General features: G+C 68.8%; 7 protein-coding genes. All 7 read right to left on the reverse strand.

Going from position 1 to position 16206, the window contains the following annotated elements:
• Window positions 1–2 precede the first annotated feature (2 nt).
• The 7 genes from BR47_RS0121065 to scpA all read right to left on the reverse strand — a co-directional run bounded on the left by BR47_RS0121065 (window position 3) and on the right by scpA (window position 16205).
• A complete protein-coding gene (locus tag BR47_RS0121065; RefSeq protein ID WP_020100531.1) occupies window positions 3–1415 on the reverse strand; it encodes a hypothetical protein in 1413 nt (470 codons plus the stop codon).
• Window positions 1416–1471: 56 nt separating this feature from the next.
• The gene (locus tag BR47_RS0121070) at window positions 1472–2884 is read right to left on the reverse strand and encodes a hypothetical protein (RefSeq protein WP_020100532.1); all 1413 of its coding nucleotides are present in this window, start codon (window positions 2882–2884) and stop codon (window positions 1472–1474) included.
• A gap of 3 nt (window positions 2885–2887) precedes the next feature.
• Window positions 2888–4360, reverse strand: a complete 1473-nt coding sequence (locus BR47_RS31065; RefSeq protein ID WP_051634931.1) for a condensation domain-containing protein — start codon at window positions 4358–4360, stop codon at window positions 2888–2890.
• Between the two features lie 63 nt (window positions 4361–4423).
• Complete coding sequence (pks2, locus tag BR47_RS0121080) at window positions 4424–10669, reverse strand: sulfolipid-1 biosynthesis phthioceranic/hydroxyphthioceranic acid synthase (RefSeq protein WP_051634932.1); 6246 nt, start codon at window positions 10667–10669, stop codon at window positions 4424–4426.
• A 662-nt stretch (window positions 10670–11331) separates the two neighbouring features.
• Window positions 11332–12624, reverse strand: a complete 1293-nt coding sequence (gene lipL, locus BR47_RS0121085) for an esterase/beta-lactamase LipL (RefSeq protein WP_029120703.1) — start codon at window positions 12622–12624, stop codon at window positions 11332–11334.
• Between the two features lie 346 nt (window positions 12625–12970).
• Entirely contained in the window at window positions 12971–13945 is a 975-nt protein-coding gene (gene meaB, locus BR47_RS0121090) for a methylmalonyl Co-A mutase-associated GTPase MeaB (protein ID WP_029105013.1), read from the reverse strand.
• Between the two features lie 10 nt (window positions 13946–13955).
• Complete coding sequence (scpA, locus tag BR47_RS0121095) at window positions 13956–16205, reverse strand: methylmalonyl-CoA mutase (protein ID WP_020100537.1); 2250 nt, start codon at window positions 16203–16205, stop codon at window positions 13956–13958.
• Window position 16206: the final 1 nt, after the last annotated feature.

A 16206-nucleotide genomic window follows, 5' to 3' on the forward strand; every position in this document is an offset into this window, starting at 1 on the left:
CGTCAGTAGATGGTCAGCGGCGTGAGGTCGAATTCCTCGAGCGTCTCGCGGACGAGTTCGCGCAACATGGCCCGGTTGTTCTCGGCGCCCACCTGGTAGCCGACGATGCCGAGGTTCACCCGGCCGTTGTAGCGGCCGGACGCGACCACCAGCAGGCCGCCGGGCCGCTCGATGTCGGCCCGCTTGACCTTCTGCTCGACACCCCAGCAGTTCAGGAACGTCGCCTGGTTGACGCCGTCGGGGCGGCACATCAGGTCCGGCAGCTCAGCGAAGTTGGAGCACGTCACCGGCATGTCGCCGAGCACCAGGTCGGCCGTCTTGTTCACCGCGCGCAGCGGGATGAACGGCGTCAGCGGCAGCAGGATGAACGACTCGTCCGGCTGTTCCTTGGCCGTGGACAGCGACGTGCGCAGCGCGCCCCGCAGATCCGTCAGGTCCTTGGCGACGTGCGTCGGGTCGACGGTGAGGTTGGCGAACGCCATGGCGTTGGCGCGGGTGTCCTCCATCGACGTCCGGTCGTTGACCGCGACCATGAGCGCAATGTTGTTGTCGTGCTTGCGATGCCGTTCCATCCGCACCCCCAGCCGGGCGGCGAACGCCGCGGCCAGCGAGTAGGTGTTGCCGCCGAGGGTGGCGCACTTGGCGTCCCACTGCTCGACGTCGATGTGGGTACCGGCGAACGGCAGCAGCACGTACTCGTCGGGGTTGGCCGCCGTCGGCGCGGGCCGGGTGTCACCGGACTTGGAGATTTCATGCCGCCGGCGGTGCAGCATCTTGGCCGCGGCCACCACGGTCCGCCGGACCTCGGGCCAATCGCGCCGGGCCTGGCGCAGGTCGGCGCGCAGACCCTGCCAGCGGGTCCGGGAGCCCGGCTGGGCGTAGCCCAGATCGCGGCCCTGTCCGAGCACCGACTCCATGATCGCGGCCACCGCACCGGTGCCGTCGATCAGGCAGTGCGACAGCGCCAGCGCCACGCCCGTCGAACCGTCGCTGAACTTCTGGACACCCAGGTGCCAGCCGGGGCCGTGCTCGGGATCGATCGGGATCTGCGAGCGCTCCTCCAGCCAGTCGGTCAGTTCCGAACGCGGACGGGCGGTTTCGACGATGTCCAGCGGGCGCTCGACAGCCGGCGCGGCCACCCAGCGGGCGCGGCCGAACGGCAGCGGCGAGCGCTCGATGCGCCGGGCCGCCAGGCTCCGGCCGAAGTTCGCGTGGAAGCGGCGCAGGCCGTCGAGGTCGACGGGCCCTTCGTAGAACCACAGCGCCAGCATTACCTGGACCCGGCCACTGGCCCGGTACGACAGGAAGGTCGCCTCGTCCATGTAGTCCAGACGGTCCTGCGGACGGTCCAGTTCGTCAGGCAGCTTGGCGAACCGGCCGCGGCCGGTTCCGTTCGACCGGGTATCAGTGGACAAAATAGACCTGGCCCTTCGCTTCGGTTATTCGGTTGTCGAACTTGGGATTACGCGGATTATTCGTAGACCGCCGACAGGCCGAACTCGGCCAGCGTCGCTTCCACGTGCGCCCGCAGCGTCGCCTTGGTGTTCTCGGCGCCCGGCTGGTAGCCGATGACGGCCATCGACACGCGCCCGATCATCTGCATCGAGATGACGGTGAGAATGCCTTTGCGGTGCTCCAGCACGCCGCGCGGAACCTGCCCGTCGACGCCGCGTGCCATGACGTATTCGGCCTGAGTTCCGTCGACGCGAGCCAGATCGTCCGGCAGCACACCGAGGTTCGAGCAGAAGACCGGCAACTCGCCGAACCCGACCGCGATGTCAGCGGCCTGCGTGACGGCCCGCTTGGGGATGAACGGCGTCAGCGGCAGCAGCTCCAACTTCTCGTCGGGCTCCTCACGCATCTTGCGCAGGGCTTCCTTGATGACCGCCCGCGTCTCCGTCAGATCCTCGGCGACACCCTTCGGATTGACCCGGGCATCACCGATCAGCACCGCGTTGGCACGGGTGTCCTCCAGCGTGCGGTCGTTGATCGGCACGACCAGCGGCACCACGCCCTCGGCCTCGCTGAACCGGCCCATCCGCTCGGACAACCGGGCGGCGAATCCGGCGATCAGCGCATAGCTGTTTCCACCGAGCGCCTTGGCCCGCGCTTCGAACTCGGCGGCGTCGATGAACGCAAAGATCGCAGGTACCACGAGATTTTGCTTGGCACTGTCCGAATCCAGATGGGCCGCAGGCGACTTCCCGGAGCGTCGCAGCTCGCTGCGCTTCTGATAGGCCTGCTTCGCCGCCGACTTGATCGACCGGCCGAGTTCGGGCAGATCGCGGAAGGTCTGGCGCAGATCGGCGCGCACCGCGCCCCAACGGGACCGGGAGTGTGGCTGCGGCAGACCGAGGTCGCGCCGCTGGCCCGTCACCGATTCGAACACCGTCAGCATCGCGCCGCCACCGTCGGCGATGCAGTGCGAACCGACCAGGCTGACCACCGTGGCGCCGTCGTCGAGCGGCTGCACACCCATGTGCCACGTCGGTCCGAATTCGGGGTCGACCGGGATCTGGGCGTGCTCGTCGAGGAAGTCGCCGAGTTCCGACCGGGGACGCACGGTCTCGTACATCCGGATCGGCGCGGGCGGCCCGAGCGCCGACACCCAGCGATGCCGGCCGAACGGCAGGATCGACGGCTCGATCTGCCGCCCGCCGAGGCCGTGACCGAAGTTGTAGTGGAACCGGCGCAGACCATCCATGTCGACCGGGTGCTCGTAAACCCAGCCGAACTGCATGACCGCGGCCTGTCCGGTGGCCCGCAGACCCAGGAACATCGCCTGGTCGACGTAGTCGAGCACGCGGCTCTCGTCACCGTCGTTGTCGTCGGCGAACCAGCGGCGCAACAAAGGCACACGCGGCGGCCGCGTGGAGGTCGTCACAGGTCAGCCCTTCACAGCTCGAATCAGTTCGCTGCGGCAGCCGTTGTGGCGCAAGGCATCTGAGCGCCCCGAACCAGAACCGCCGCCGTCGGCGACGCGCAGGTACACCGCACGCATCGCGTGCAGGTACTTGTCCACCGATTCGCGGGCGATCGGGTTGTCCGGGTAGGCGATGGTGACCGAGGTTTCCTTCTCGGAACGGTTCACCCAGATGCCGATCTGGTACGCCGAGCGGGCATCGCTGTACACGCGGCCGTTGAGCCGTTCCCACTCGTTCATGATCGCCGGCGACAGCGGCGGCAGGTTGGTGTCGAGGTACGACACCATCGGCACGCCCGGGTCCGCCTTGCGGATCGAGGCGACCTTGCCCTCGGCCAGTTCCAGCACGCGCTCGAACGGGACGTGCGCGAGTTCCATGCCGGCGTCGAACGCCTTCTGCATGGCGCGGGCGGTGTCGCCGAACGACTCCGGCACCACCGGGACGCTGATCGGCACGACGCCGGTGAACCAGCCCGTCGTCATGAACTCGGCCGGAGTGCGGCGCGTCGTGGTCGGGGTGATGACGTTGTAGATCGGCCGGCCCGTCAGCTCGTGCTCGGCAAGCGCCGCGCACGCGATGACGCCACCGATCACGCGGGCACCCGCGGACAGGCAGGCCGACTCGAACCGCTCCGACTGATGCTTGTCCATCAACCGGACGGTCAGCATCTCGCCACCGCAGGGCACCGACGGGTCGCCGAGCGGCAGCGGGAAGCACGGCAGCGTGCCATCGTTGGCCTCGGCGAACTTGATCCAGTCCTTGACCTCCGGGGACTCCAGCGTCAGCGCCGACGTGAACTCCGCCTGCTTGACGCAGTAGTCGTCGTAGCTGCCGGCGTCGGCCAGCGGGATCGGCGGGGCGCCACTCACGAGAGCCGCGTACATCAGGTGGATCTCGACGAGCACCAGTCCCATCAGCAGTGCATCGGTGTGCACGTGGTCGATGCTGAAGTAGAAGGTGAAGTGGTCGTCGCGCTGGATGATGCCGAAGTGGAAGCAGTCCCACTGCAGGGGATCGGGCGTCGCGAGCACGTGGTCACGCCACTGCTGCGCGTTCATCTCGCCGTGCTCGGTGGCCACCAGCTTGATGTCGCGCGGGCTCTTCGCCGTCCGGCGCACCACCGAATCGTCGTCGAGCAACTCGAACCAGCTGTGGAAGGTGTCGTGCCGGCGGACGTAGGCGTTGATGACGTGCGTCATCGCCCGGACGTCGCACTTACCCGGCATGTCCCATGCGGCGATGTTCAGCCGGGCCATGTCCGTGCCGTTGCGCTCGTGCGAACGGAACGCGCGGATGTGCTGGCTCTGCTGGTAGCTGACCGGTACCGAGCTGACCGGTGCGTTGCGCAGCTTGGCAAGCGACGCAGACGAAGGGTTCCAGGAAGTCAGAACACCCGAGGAACCCATCCAGTCATGGATGGTCCTAATCGCAACCATGTTCACTCTCCTGTGCTTCGGTGAATTCAGCGCGCGGCTTCTGTGACGCCCTACTCTGACCCGTCATGTCGAAATCGCCGTCGAAATCGCCTCCCCCAGGCGTTCTGCCAGTGCTCGGACATTCGTGATGTCCGACGAACCGATCCGGACACCCGTCTCAGCTTCGATACGGGTCCGCAGTTCCAGCGCCCCGAGTGAATCGAGGCCGTACTCGGCCAACGGACGGTCGGGGTCGACAGATCGCCTAAGTATCATAGACATAGCGTCGGTGATCAGGCGCCTCAGACGAGCCGGCCGCTCCTCCTCCGACAGTGCGTGGAACTCCGCGAGGAATTCGCTGGTGCCCGCACCGCCCCGCCCGATGTTGGCGAACGACTCCGCAAACTTGCTGGTCTGCGCGAAAGCCACCAGCCAGTCGGCGCCGGCCACCGGCGCGTAGCCGGCGTAGGCGCGGTCGTGGCGGATGATCGCGTCGAACGCGTACGCGCCGTCCTCCGGATCGATCGCCATGGCCTCGTCGGCCGCCATGCCCTGCCCGGCGCCGATCTTGGCCCACGCACCCCAGGCGATGACCGTCGCCGGCAAACCCTGCGAACGGCGCCACTGGGTGAACGCGTCCAGCCAGCTGTTTGCCGCGGCGTACGCACCCTGTCCGGGTGAGCCCACCATCGCGGCTGCCGACGAGAACGAGCTGAACCAGTCCAGCTCGGACCCGGCCGTCGCCTCGTGCAGGTGCCATGCGCCGTACACCTTGGGAGCCCAGTCGCGTTCGATCAGCTCGTCGGTGATGTTCGGCAACGTCGCGTCCTCGACCACGGCGGCGCCGTGCAGCACGCCGCGCAGCGGCTTGCCGGTCGACTCGGCCGCGGCGACCAGGCGCGCGGCGGTGTCGGCGGCAGCGATGTCACCCAGCACCACCTCGACCTCGGCACCCTTGCTCCGGACGGCCTCGATGGCCTTCGCGGTCGCGGCACTCGGCTCCGAACGCGCGTTGAGCACGATGCGTCCGCAACCACCGGCGGCCAGCTTCTCGGCCAGGAACAGGCCCAGGCCACTCAGACCACCGGTGACGATGTAGGAGCCGTCGGCCCGGTACACGGGAGCGTTCTCCGGCGACAGCACCGCCTCGAACTCCCCGGTGTGCGGGATGTCGAGAACGAGCTTGCCGGTGTGGCCCGCCGCGCCCATCACGCGGATGGCGGTGGCGGCCTCGGCCAGCGGGTAGTGCGTGGTGTCCGGCACCGGCAGCACGCCGTCGGCGATCTGTCCGAAGATCGTCTCGAGCATGCCGCGCGTGACGTCGGGGTTGGTCAGCGTCAGCAGCGCCAGGTCGAGCGCGTAGAACGACAGGTTCCGGCGGAACGGGAACAGGCCCATCCGGGTGTCGCCGTAGATGTCGCGCTTACCGATCTCGACGAACCGGCCGCCGAAGGTCAGCAGCTCGACACCGGCCTTCTGCGCCGCACCGGGCAGCGAGTTCAGCACGACGTCGACGCCGTAGCCGTCGGTGTCGCGGCGAATCTCCTCGGCGAAGGCGGTGCTGCGCGAGTCATAGACATGCTGGATTCCCCAGCTGCGCAACAGGTTTCGACGATCGTCACTACCGGCGGTGGCGTAGATGTCGGCGCCCGCGGCCCGCGCGATGGCGATGGCGGCCTGGCCCACACCACCGGTGGCGGAGTGGATCAGCACCTTGTCGCCGGCCTGGATACGGGCCAGGTTGTGCAGGCCGTACCAGGCGGTGGCGTGCGCACTGGGCACCGCCGCCGCGCTGCCCTCGGGCAGGTCGTCCGGAATCTTCACGGCCAGGTTGGCGTCGCAGGTGACGAACGTCTTCCAGGCACCGGTCAGCGAGATGCCCGCGACCCGGTCGCCGATCTGATGATCGGTGACGCCCGGGCCGACCGCGGTGACCACACCGGCGAAGTCCGCGCCCGGCTGCGGCAGCCGGCCCTCGAAGCTCGGGTACCGGCCGTAGGCGACCAGCACGTCGGCGAAGTTGAGGTTCGACGCCGCGACCGAGACCTCGATCTGGCCCGGTCCCGGAGCGACGCGCTCGTACGCCGCCAGCTCGGCCGACGACAGGTCTCCGGGGGTCCGGATCTGCAGCTGCACACCGTCGGTTTCCGGCCGCACAACCGTGGTGCGACGCTCCTCGGGCTGCAGCTGGCTGAGGTTCAGGCGTGCGGTGAACCACTCGCCCGACCGCCAGGCCGTCTCGTCCTCTTCGGAGCCGGACAGCAGTTCGGCGGCGACGTGCGCCACGTCGGCCTGCACGTCCAGGTCGATCTGCGTCGGCCGCATCGCCGGGTACTCCATGCCGATCGCCCGGACGAGGCCGCGGATGCCGCCCTGCTCCAGGTTGGCCACATCGGCAGACAGCACGGTGCGGGCACCCCGGGTGAGCACGTACAGCCGCGCCGGCTGGCCCGGGACGTCGGGCAGGCCCCGCACGATGTGGACGAGCTGCTCGACCTGCGTCACGCCGCGCTGTGCGGTGGCCACCGATGCGGAAGCGGCCGAGTCCTCGGGCGCACCCGTGACGATGACGACGCCCTTGAACGGCTTGGCCGTCAGCGTCGCCTGCAGCGACTCGAGGTTCGACGCATGGTCGGCGTCGGCCGGCCACGCCATGGTGGACACGTCGGCCTCGTCGGACTGCAGCACCTCGGACAGCTTCTCGGTCAGGCTGTCCGCGTCGGCGGCGGCCGAGATCAGCAGCCAGCGACCCGGATCGACCACGTTGGCGACGGGCGCGTCCTGGCTGCGCCACTCGATGTTCAGCAGCCGCTCGTTGAGCAGCCGCTCACGCTGGCCCTCCTCGGACACGCCGGTGCCGAGCCGCAGGCCGCTCACCGCGAGCAGCACCGCGCCGTGCTCGTCGAGCACATCGATGTCGGCTTCGACCGCGGTCGGCGAGAGGCTGACGAGCTTGACGTAGCAGTAGTGCGCGTTGCGGGTCGACTCGTAGGCCCGCAGCTTGCCGACGCCCAGCGGCAGCATCAGCGCGCCGGTGGTGTCGCCGTGCAGCTCGGGATGCGCAGCCACCGCCTGGAAGCATGCGTCGAGCAGCGCCGGGTGCACGGTGTAGGCACTCTGCTGCGACCGGATGGCACCCGGCAGCGCAACCGCGGCGAGCACCGTGGTGCCCGCGGTCGTGTGGGCCGCCGTCAGGCCCGAGAACGCCGGGCCGTACTGGATGCCGCGCTCGCCGAACCAGGTACGCAGGTCGCCACCGTCGACGTCCTCGGTGTGGGCGGCGACCAGCTTGGCCAGGTTGTAGCTCGGCCGGGAGGCGTCGTCCTCGATGGCATGCAGCGTCGCGGCCGCACGGCGCACCTGCTCGCCGTCCTGATAGGTCTCGACGAGGAAGTCGATGTCGCCCGACGGCACCGCGGTGGCCACCGCCGACACGGCGGTCTCCTCCTCGAGCAGCAGCATGGCCTCGAACGTCACGTTGCGGACCTCGGAGGCCTCGCCCAGCACCTCGCGGGCCGCGCCGAGCGCCATCTCGCAGTACGCCGCACCCGGCAGCGCCGCGACGTTGTGCACCTGGTGGTCACCCAGCCAGGGCTGGACGCCGGTACCCACATCGGACTGCCAGACGTGCCGCTCGGGCTCCTCCGGGAGCCGCACGTGCGCGCCGAGCAGCGGGTGCACCGCGAGCGACGCCCCGCCGGGGGCCTGCTCGTGCGGATCACGCGTCAGGATCAGGTGGTTACGGGTCCACGTCGGCAACGGCACGTCGACCAGCACGCCGTCCGGGTAGATCACCGAGAAGTCGATGGCCGCGCCGGCGGTGTGCAGATCGGCGACGACGTCGCGCAGACCGTTCGGCACGTCCTGTTCGCGACGCATCGCGGCCAGCGCGGCGATGCCGATGTCCTGGTGCGCGGCGTTCTGGTTGACCGCGTGCACCAGCAGCGGATGCGGGGCCAGCTCGATGAACACCCGGAAACCGTCGTCGAGCGCGGCCTGTACCGCAGCACCGAAACGCACGGTGTGGCGCAGGTTGTCCACCCAGTAGTCGGCGTCGTAGTCCGCGGGATCACGCGGGTCGTACTGCGTGGCCGAGTAGTACGGCACCGCCGGCTCGTCGGGCTCGAGGTCCTCGAGGGCGTCGGCGAGCTCGTCCAGGATCGGGTCGACCTGCGGGGTGTGCGACGCGACGTCGACGGCGACCTCGCGGGCCATGACGCCCCGCTCGTCCCATTCCTTGACCAGCGCGCGGATGGCGTCCTTGTCACCACCGACGACGGTCGACTGCGGCGAGGCGACCACCGCGAGCACGACGTCGCTGACGCCGCGCGCGCCGAGCTCGGAGAGCACCTGCTGGGCGGGCAGCTCCACCGACGCCATGGCGCCCGAGCCGGACACCTTGAGCATCAGGTTCGACCGGCGGCAGATCACCTTCACGCCATCTTCGAGCGACAGCGCGCCGGAGACGACGGCGGCGGCGGACTCACCCATCGAGTGGCCGATGACCGCGCCGGGCTGCACACCGTAGGACCGCAGGGTGGCGGCCAGCGCCACCTGGATCGCGAACACGGCGGGCTGGATGCGGTCGATGCCGGTCACCGTCTCACCGGCGGTGATGGCCTCGGTGATCGAGAAGCCCGACTCCGCCTCGATGAGCGGTTCGATCTCGGCGATGGCGGCCGCGAATGCGGGCTCGGCGGCCAGCAGGCCGGCGCCCATGGCCGCCCACTGCGAACCCTGACCCGAGAACACCCACACCGGACCGCGGTCTCCCTTACCGGCCGCGGCCTGGTACGGGGTCTCGCTGTCGGCGACCTCACGCAGCGCCTCGATCAGGCCGGCGGCGTCCTCGGCGAGGACGGCGGCGCGAACCGGTCGGTGGGCGCGGCGGCGCGCCAGCGTGTAGGCGGTGTCGGCCAGGTCGAGGGCCTCGCCCTGGGTCGCGGCCCAGTCGGCCAGTTTGCCGGCGGTGCGGCGCAGTTCCTCGGCCGAGGTGGACGACACCGGGAACAGCAGTTTGCCATCGGCGCTGAGGCTGCCCTGTCTATCCGCTTCCACGACGCGCGGCGACGACTCGGCCGGGGCCTGCTCGACGACGGCGTGCACGTTGGTGCCGGACAGGCCGTAGGCGGACACGGCGGCACGGCGCGGGTGGTCGGCGGTCGCGGGCCACGGTACGAGGTCCGTCGGCACGAACAACCCGGTGCTGATGGCCGCCATCTCGGCGGGCATCTCGTTGAAGTAGAGGTTCTTCGGAACCTCGCCGTGCTGCAGGGCCAGGACGGTCTTCATCAGGCCGACCGCACCCGACGCCGACTGCGCATGTCCGACGTTGGTCTTGACCGAGCCCAGCACGACGGGCCCTTGCTTGCCGTAAACCGTTGCCAGACTTGAGTATTCGATCGGATCGCCGACGGGCGTTCCGGTGCCGTGCGCCTCGATGTAGCCGACGGTGGCGGGGTCGATGGCGGCGAGGTCCAGTGCGCGCCGGTAGACGGCGACCTGGGCGTCCGCGCCCGGGGTCGCGATGTTGACGGTGTGGCCGTCCTGGTTGCTCGCCGTGCCGCGGATGACCGCGAGGACGCGGTCGCCGTCACGCTGCGCGTCGTCCAGGCGCTTCAGCATGAACATGACCGACGCCTCGGCGGAGACGAAGCCGTCGGCGGCGACATCGAAGGCGTGGCAGTGGCCGGTCGGCGACAGCATGCCCTGGGCCGAACCCGAGGACATCTTGCGCGGCTCCAGCATGATCGAGACACCGCCGGCGAGGGCGGCGTCGCTCTCACCGTCGTGCAGGCTGCGGCAGGCGTTGTGGATGGCGAGGAGGCTGGACGAACAGGCCGAGTCGACCGTGTACGACGGGCCGTGGGCACCGAGGTGGTACGACACACGACCCGAGGCCAGGCTGAAGTTGTTACCGGTGAAGCCGTACGGGCCCTCGATGGCGTGGGCGTCGGCGGCCAGCAGCTGGTAGTCGCCGTGGGTCATGCCCACGAAGACACCGGTGAGCGAGCCGGCCAGGGTGGCGGGATCGATGCCCGCGTGTTCCACGGCCTCCCAAGAGGTTTCGAGGATCAGGCGGTGCTGTGGGTCGATCGCGGTGGCTTCGCGGTCGCTGATGTTGAAGAAGTCGGCGTCGAAACCGGCAACGTCATCCAGGAAACCGCCCCACTTGGAGACCGACCGGCCGGGCACGCCGGGCTCCGGGTCGTAGTACTCCTCGGCGTCCCACCGTTCCAACGGAACTTTGGTAACCAGGTCGTCACCGCGCAGCAGGGCTTCCCACAGCTCGTCCGGCGAGCTGATGCCGCCGGGAAGCCGGCATGCCATGCCGATGATCGCGACGGGTGTCGTCGGTGACCCACCCACTTAGCTACCGCCTCTCCGTGCAGTCCGGCCGGATTCCGACACACCGTGTCGGGTGGCTTTGCAGACCGCGCTCAAAATCTCTGCGAAATCGTCTTTGCCGCGTTAAACAAACTGGCTCGAAATCCTACCGGGTCAAATTAACTGATCCGCCGATTCGGGGCTACCCGTTTCGGTCGAATCGCTACCAGGCGACCGTCAGCAGCGGATATCCGCAGCACACTCGCTGCGGAAGGCCCAACCCGCCCGGCGCGCCGTTGCGCAGGGGTTTGGTTCGGAGCCATTTCGAACCAGCCACGGGGCGGAAGCATAGCGGTCCGTAGCGAACATCGTTCACCCCAGCACCGCACCCACGCGAGGGCTGCGACACCACAAATGTTTGCGTGGATATCGTTATTGAAATTCGAGCAACGCAGCGAAAATCGTAGAACTACAGGCTGCGGCCATAAAATCGTATTGTCGGCAATGGTCAATACGCATGGTACGAAATATCTACTGTGACGAACTCCGCTCGATACGGGCAAAAAATCAACATGCCGGACATCTGCGTGTATTCGAAAGTCCGGTGTTGAGGGCGGTCCGCATCGCTTCCGATGCGGCCACATATCTCGCGCGCGCAAACTCCGTCAGCCCGCAACCGGAGCCGGATCGGCGTATGACGCACCGAACTCCGTGACCCGGCAGAAGCCGTTGCTGCGCGCCTGCGCCGCGCCGTGTCGCACCATTGCCGCGAGCGCCACGAAACCGGCCTGATCGGCCAGCATCAGCGGCGTCAGCAGGCGGTTGTGCACGAAGCCGAAAGCCAGGCCGCGGTCAGGATCCGCCCATCCCAGCGACCCGCCGAGACCGACGTGACCGAACCCGGGCATGACACCGGGGAACGGCACGCCGTGGTATCCGAGGTTGAAATCCATGGGCAGGCCGAGGCCCAGATCGGGAAAGACGCTGCCGGTCCCCCGCAACTGTGCCACCGTGCCCGCGGACAGGAAGCGCAGGCCGTCGATCTGGCCGCCGTTGGCCATCGCGCCGTACACGCGCCCCAGCGATCGAGCCGTGGCCACGCCGTTGGCGCCCGGCATCTCGGAATCCAGCAGCGGCGTGTCGCCCTGTGCCATCGACCGCATGCCGGTGAAGTACATCGAGCCGAAGCCGCCGGAGAACGGCAACTTCGCCACGTGCGGCGCCACCGCGTCGAACAACGGATTGCGGATGCGGAACTGCGGGCCGATGATCTGCGCGGGCTGCGTGGGCGCGTCCGCGGCCGGGCGGCCGAGATGCAGGCCGTCGGTGCCGAGCGGCTCCGCCAGCTCGGTGCGGAACAGTTCACGCATGCTCTGACCCGTCACCGCGCGGGCCAGGCCCGACAACAGCCAGCCGTAGGTGATGGCGTGGTACGCCGGGCGCCCCTTCATCCAGCTCATCGGAGCCGCCGCCAGCCGCCGTTCCATGAGGCGGTGGTCCATCAGCTCGTCGCGCGTGGCGCCGTTCAGCTGCGACAGCCCGGCGCGGTGCCGCATCAGCTCCCGCACCGTCACGCCGGCCTTGCCGTTGGCCCCGAAGGCCGGCCAGTACTCGGCCACGGGCGCGTCGTAGGCGATCAGGCCCCGGTCGGCCAGGCGGTGGATGACGGTCGAGGCCAACCCCTTGGTCGCCGAGAACACCATGGCGCCGGTGTCGGCGTCCCACGGCCGGTTGCCCCACCGGTCGGCCCACCCCGTCCACACGTCGACGACGGGAACGCCGTCGAGGTACACCGAGAGGGCGCCGCCGCCCAGATAGCGACTGGGGAACATGGCGGAAAAGGCCCGCACCACCGTTGCGAAACTCGGGTCAGCGGCACCGTGGACGCCCTGCGGAAGAGGCCCGCCGGCGGACCGGAGAGGCGCGACGTTGCGCTCCCGGCGAATAGCGTTGGTCATTACCAAATGATGACGTGCGCCTGCCGCCGATCATCTCCGACGTTATCAATCTGTTAGCTAAAAAGTCTGGATACACAGGCTCGGCGCCACCGGCATTTCCACTTCAAGATCGCACTTACGCCGGCGTAACCGCTTGCGAAGGCATCGTCATGCCGGCGAGTTCAGAGGTCAGCGTGCATGCCCGAGGAAACAGTCAGATAGCCAGGAACGCGCGACCGCATTTTCTTCCGCAGTCCGGGCACGCCGCGGCACCGTCCCGAAATTGGTTTCGCCAGCGCCTAGCCGGAATACCCGCCGGGCCGGTTCCCCTATTGCGCCGGCCAACCTGCCGGCAATCTCGGGCCGGTCAGTTCGCGAGGTCGATGATGCGCTGCGCGGCCAACGCCGGCGTCAGCTCACCCTCGCGCACCTGACGTTCCACCTCGTCGCGATTGGCCTTGACGGCGGGATTCGACAGCACCCGGTCCAGGACCGTGTCCCGCACCATCGTCCAGGTCCAGTCGACCTGCTGGGCGCGCCGCCGGGCCTCGAATTCGCCTGCCGCGCTGAGGGTTTCACGATGTTTGAGCACGGTGTCCCACATCGCGGCCAGACCGTCGCCGGTCAGCGCGCTCATGGTCAGCACCGGGGGCCGCCACAGCGTGTCGCGCGGATAGATCAACCGGATCGCCCCGGACAGTTCCCGCGCCGCGGCCTTGGCTTCGATGGCGTGCTCGCCGTCGGCCTTGTTGACGACGATGACGTCGGCGAGCTCCAGCACGCCCTTCTTGATGCCCTGCAACTGGTCACCGGTGCGGGCCAGCGTCAGGAAGACGAAGGTGTCGACCATGTTGGCCACCGTCACCTCCGACTGGCCGACGCCGACGGTCTCGACCAGGACCACGTCGTAGCCGGCCGCCTCCAGCAGCACGATGGTCTCGCGGGTGGCCTTGGCGACCCCGCCGAGCGTGCCCGACGTCGGTGACGGCCGGATGTAGGCCTCCGGCTGCACGGCCAGCTGCGCCATCCGGGTCTTGTCGCCGAGGATCGAACCACCGGTACGGGTCGACGACGGGTCGACGGCCAGCACTGCGACGCGGTGGCCCCGCCCGATGAGGTGCATGCCGAGCGCTTCGATCGTCGTCGACTTGCCGACGCCGGGGACGCCGGTGATGCCGACGTGCAGCGCGCTGCCGGCCTCTGGGGTCAGCTCGAGCAGCAACTGCTGTGCGGCATCACGATGGTCGGCCCGGGTGGACTCGACCAGCGTGATGGCACGTGACAGCGCCGCTCGATCGCCGGCCCGGATCCTGGCTGCGAGTTCAGGAACCGGGGTCGTCATGCCCGCCACCTCAGAGCTTGTAGCCCAGCCGCTCGGCGAGCTTGCCCAACAGGCCGATCGCGGCGTCGGCGATCACCGTCCCGGGCGGGAAGATCGCCGCGGCGCCCGCCTCGTACAGCTCGTCGAAGTCGCCCGGCGGGATCACGCCGCCGACCACGACCATGATGTCCGGACGCCCCACCTCGGCCAGTGCGTCGCGCAGCGCGGGCACCAGCGTGAGGTGACCCGCCGCCAGCGACGACACGCCGACCACGTGCACGTCGTTGTCCGCCGCCTGCCGCGCCACCTCGTCGGGCGTGGAGAACAGCGAGCCGACGTCCACGTCGAAGCCGATGTCGGCGAACGCGGTGGCGATGACCTTCTGGCCGCGGTCGTGGCCGTCCTGGCCCATCTTGGCCACCAGGATGCGGGGGCGACGGCCGTCGGCCTCGGCGAACTTCTCGACCAATTCGGTTGCGGTGCTCACGTTTCCGGTCTTCCCCACCTCGTCGCGGTAGACGCCGGCGATGGTGCGGATCTCGGCCTGGTGCCGGCCGTACACCTTCTCCAGCGCGTCGGAGATCTCGCCGACGGTGGCCTTGGCGCGGGCCGCGTTGATGGCCAGCGCCATCAGGTTGTTGCCCAGTCCGTCTTCCCCGGCGTGCCCGGATTCGCCTGCGGCGCGGGTCAATTCGGCCAGTGCCGCCTGCGTGGCGGCCTCGTCGCGATCGGCGCGCAGCTGCTCGAGCTTGGCGAGCTGCTCGGCCCGCACCCGGCTGTTCTCGACCTTGAGGACCTCGATCTCCTGGTCCTCGTCCACCTGGTACTTGTTGACGCCGATCACCGTCTGGGCACCGGAGTCGATGCGCGCCTGGGTACGTGCGGCGGCCTCTTCGATGCGCAGCTTCGGGATGCCTTCGCCGATGGCCTGCGCCATGCCGCCGTGCTCGGCGACCTCCTTGATGTGCGCACGGGCCTTCTCGGCGAGCTGGTGGGTGAGCCACTCGACGTAGTACGAGCCGCCCCAGGGGTCGATGGGCCGCGTGGTGCCCGACTCCTGCTGCAGCAGCAGCTGGGTGTTGCGGGCGATGCGGGCCGAGAAGTCGGTGGGCAGCGCCAGCGCCTCGTCGAGGGCGTTGGTGTGCAGCGACTGCGTGTGGCCCTGCGTGGCGGCCATGGCCTCGATACACGTGCGCGCGACGTTGTTGAACGGGTCCTGCGCCGTCAGCGACCAGCCCGAGGTCTGCGAGTGGGTACGCAGCGACAGCGACTTCTCGCTCTTGGGGCTGAACTCGGCGACCAGCTCGCTCCACAGCAGACGGCCGGCGCGCAGCTTGGCCACCTCCATGAAGAAGTTCATGCCGATGCCCCAGAAGAACGACAGGCGCGGCGCGAACTTGTCGATGTCCAGGCCCGCGTCGAGACCGGCCTTGATGTACTCGACGCCGTCAGCCAGCGTGTACGCCAGCTCCAAATCCGCTGTGGCCCCGGCCTCTTGGATGTGGTAGCCCGAGATGGAGATCGAGTTGAACTTCGGCATCTTGGTGCTGGTGTAGCCGAAGATGTCCGAGATGATCCGCATCGACGACTTCGGCGGATAGATGTAGGTGTTGCGGACCATGAACTCTTTGAGGATGTCGTTCTGGATGGTCCCGGCCAGCTTCTCCGGCGGCACGCCCTGTTCCTCGGCGGCCACGACGTAGAGCGCGAGGATCGGCAGCACGGCGCCGTTCATCGTCATCGAGACGCTGACGCTGCCCAGGTCGATACCGTCGAACAGCTGACGCATGTCGAGGATGGAATCGATTGCCACACCGGCCATTCCGACGTCGCCCTGGACGCGCGGGTGGTCCGAGTCGTAGCCGCGGTGGGTGGCGAGGTCGAACGCGACCGACAGGCCCTTCTGGCCGGCGGCCAGGTTGCGGCGGTAGAACGCGTTGGACTCGGCGGCGGTGGAGAACCCGGCGTACTGACGGATGGTCCACGGCTGGTTCACGTACATGGTCGGGTACGGCCCGCGGATGAACGGCGGGGTGCCCGGGAAACTGTCCAGCGGGTAGCCGGCCGCGGCGACGGCGTCACGGTCTTCGGCGATGTACACCGGCTTGACGTCGATGCCCTCGGGCGTCGACCAGGTGAGCTGCTCCGCGGTGTAGCCGTGCGCCTGGGCGGCGTCGGCGACGTGGGTGTCAACGGCGCTGGAGGACGGCGCTACCGGGCTTTCTCCGTGCAGCGGGACATCGGCGAAACTACCGATGGTGGTCACGTCAGAAGCGGTCATT

It is taken from the genome of Mycobacterium sp. UNC410CL29Cvi84 (assembly GCF_000686745.1).
Taxonomy (GTDB): Bacteria; Actinomycetota; Actinomycetes; order Mycobacteriales; family Mycobacteriaceae; genus Mycobacterium; species Mycobacterium mucogenicum_B.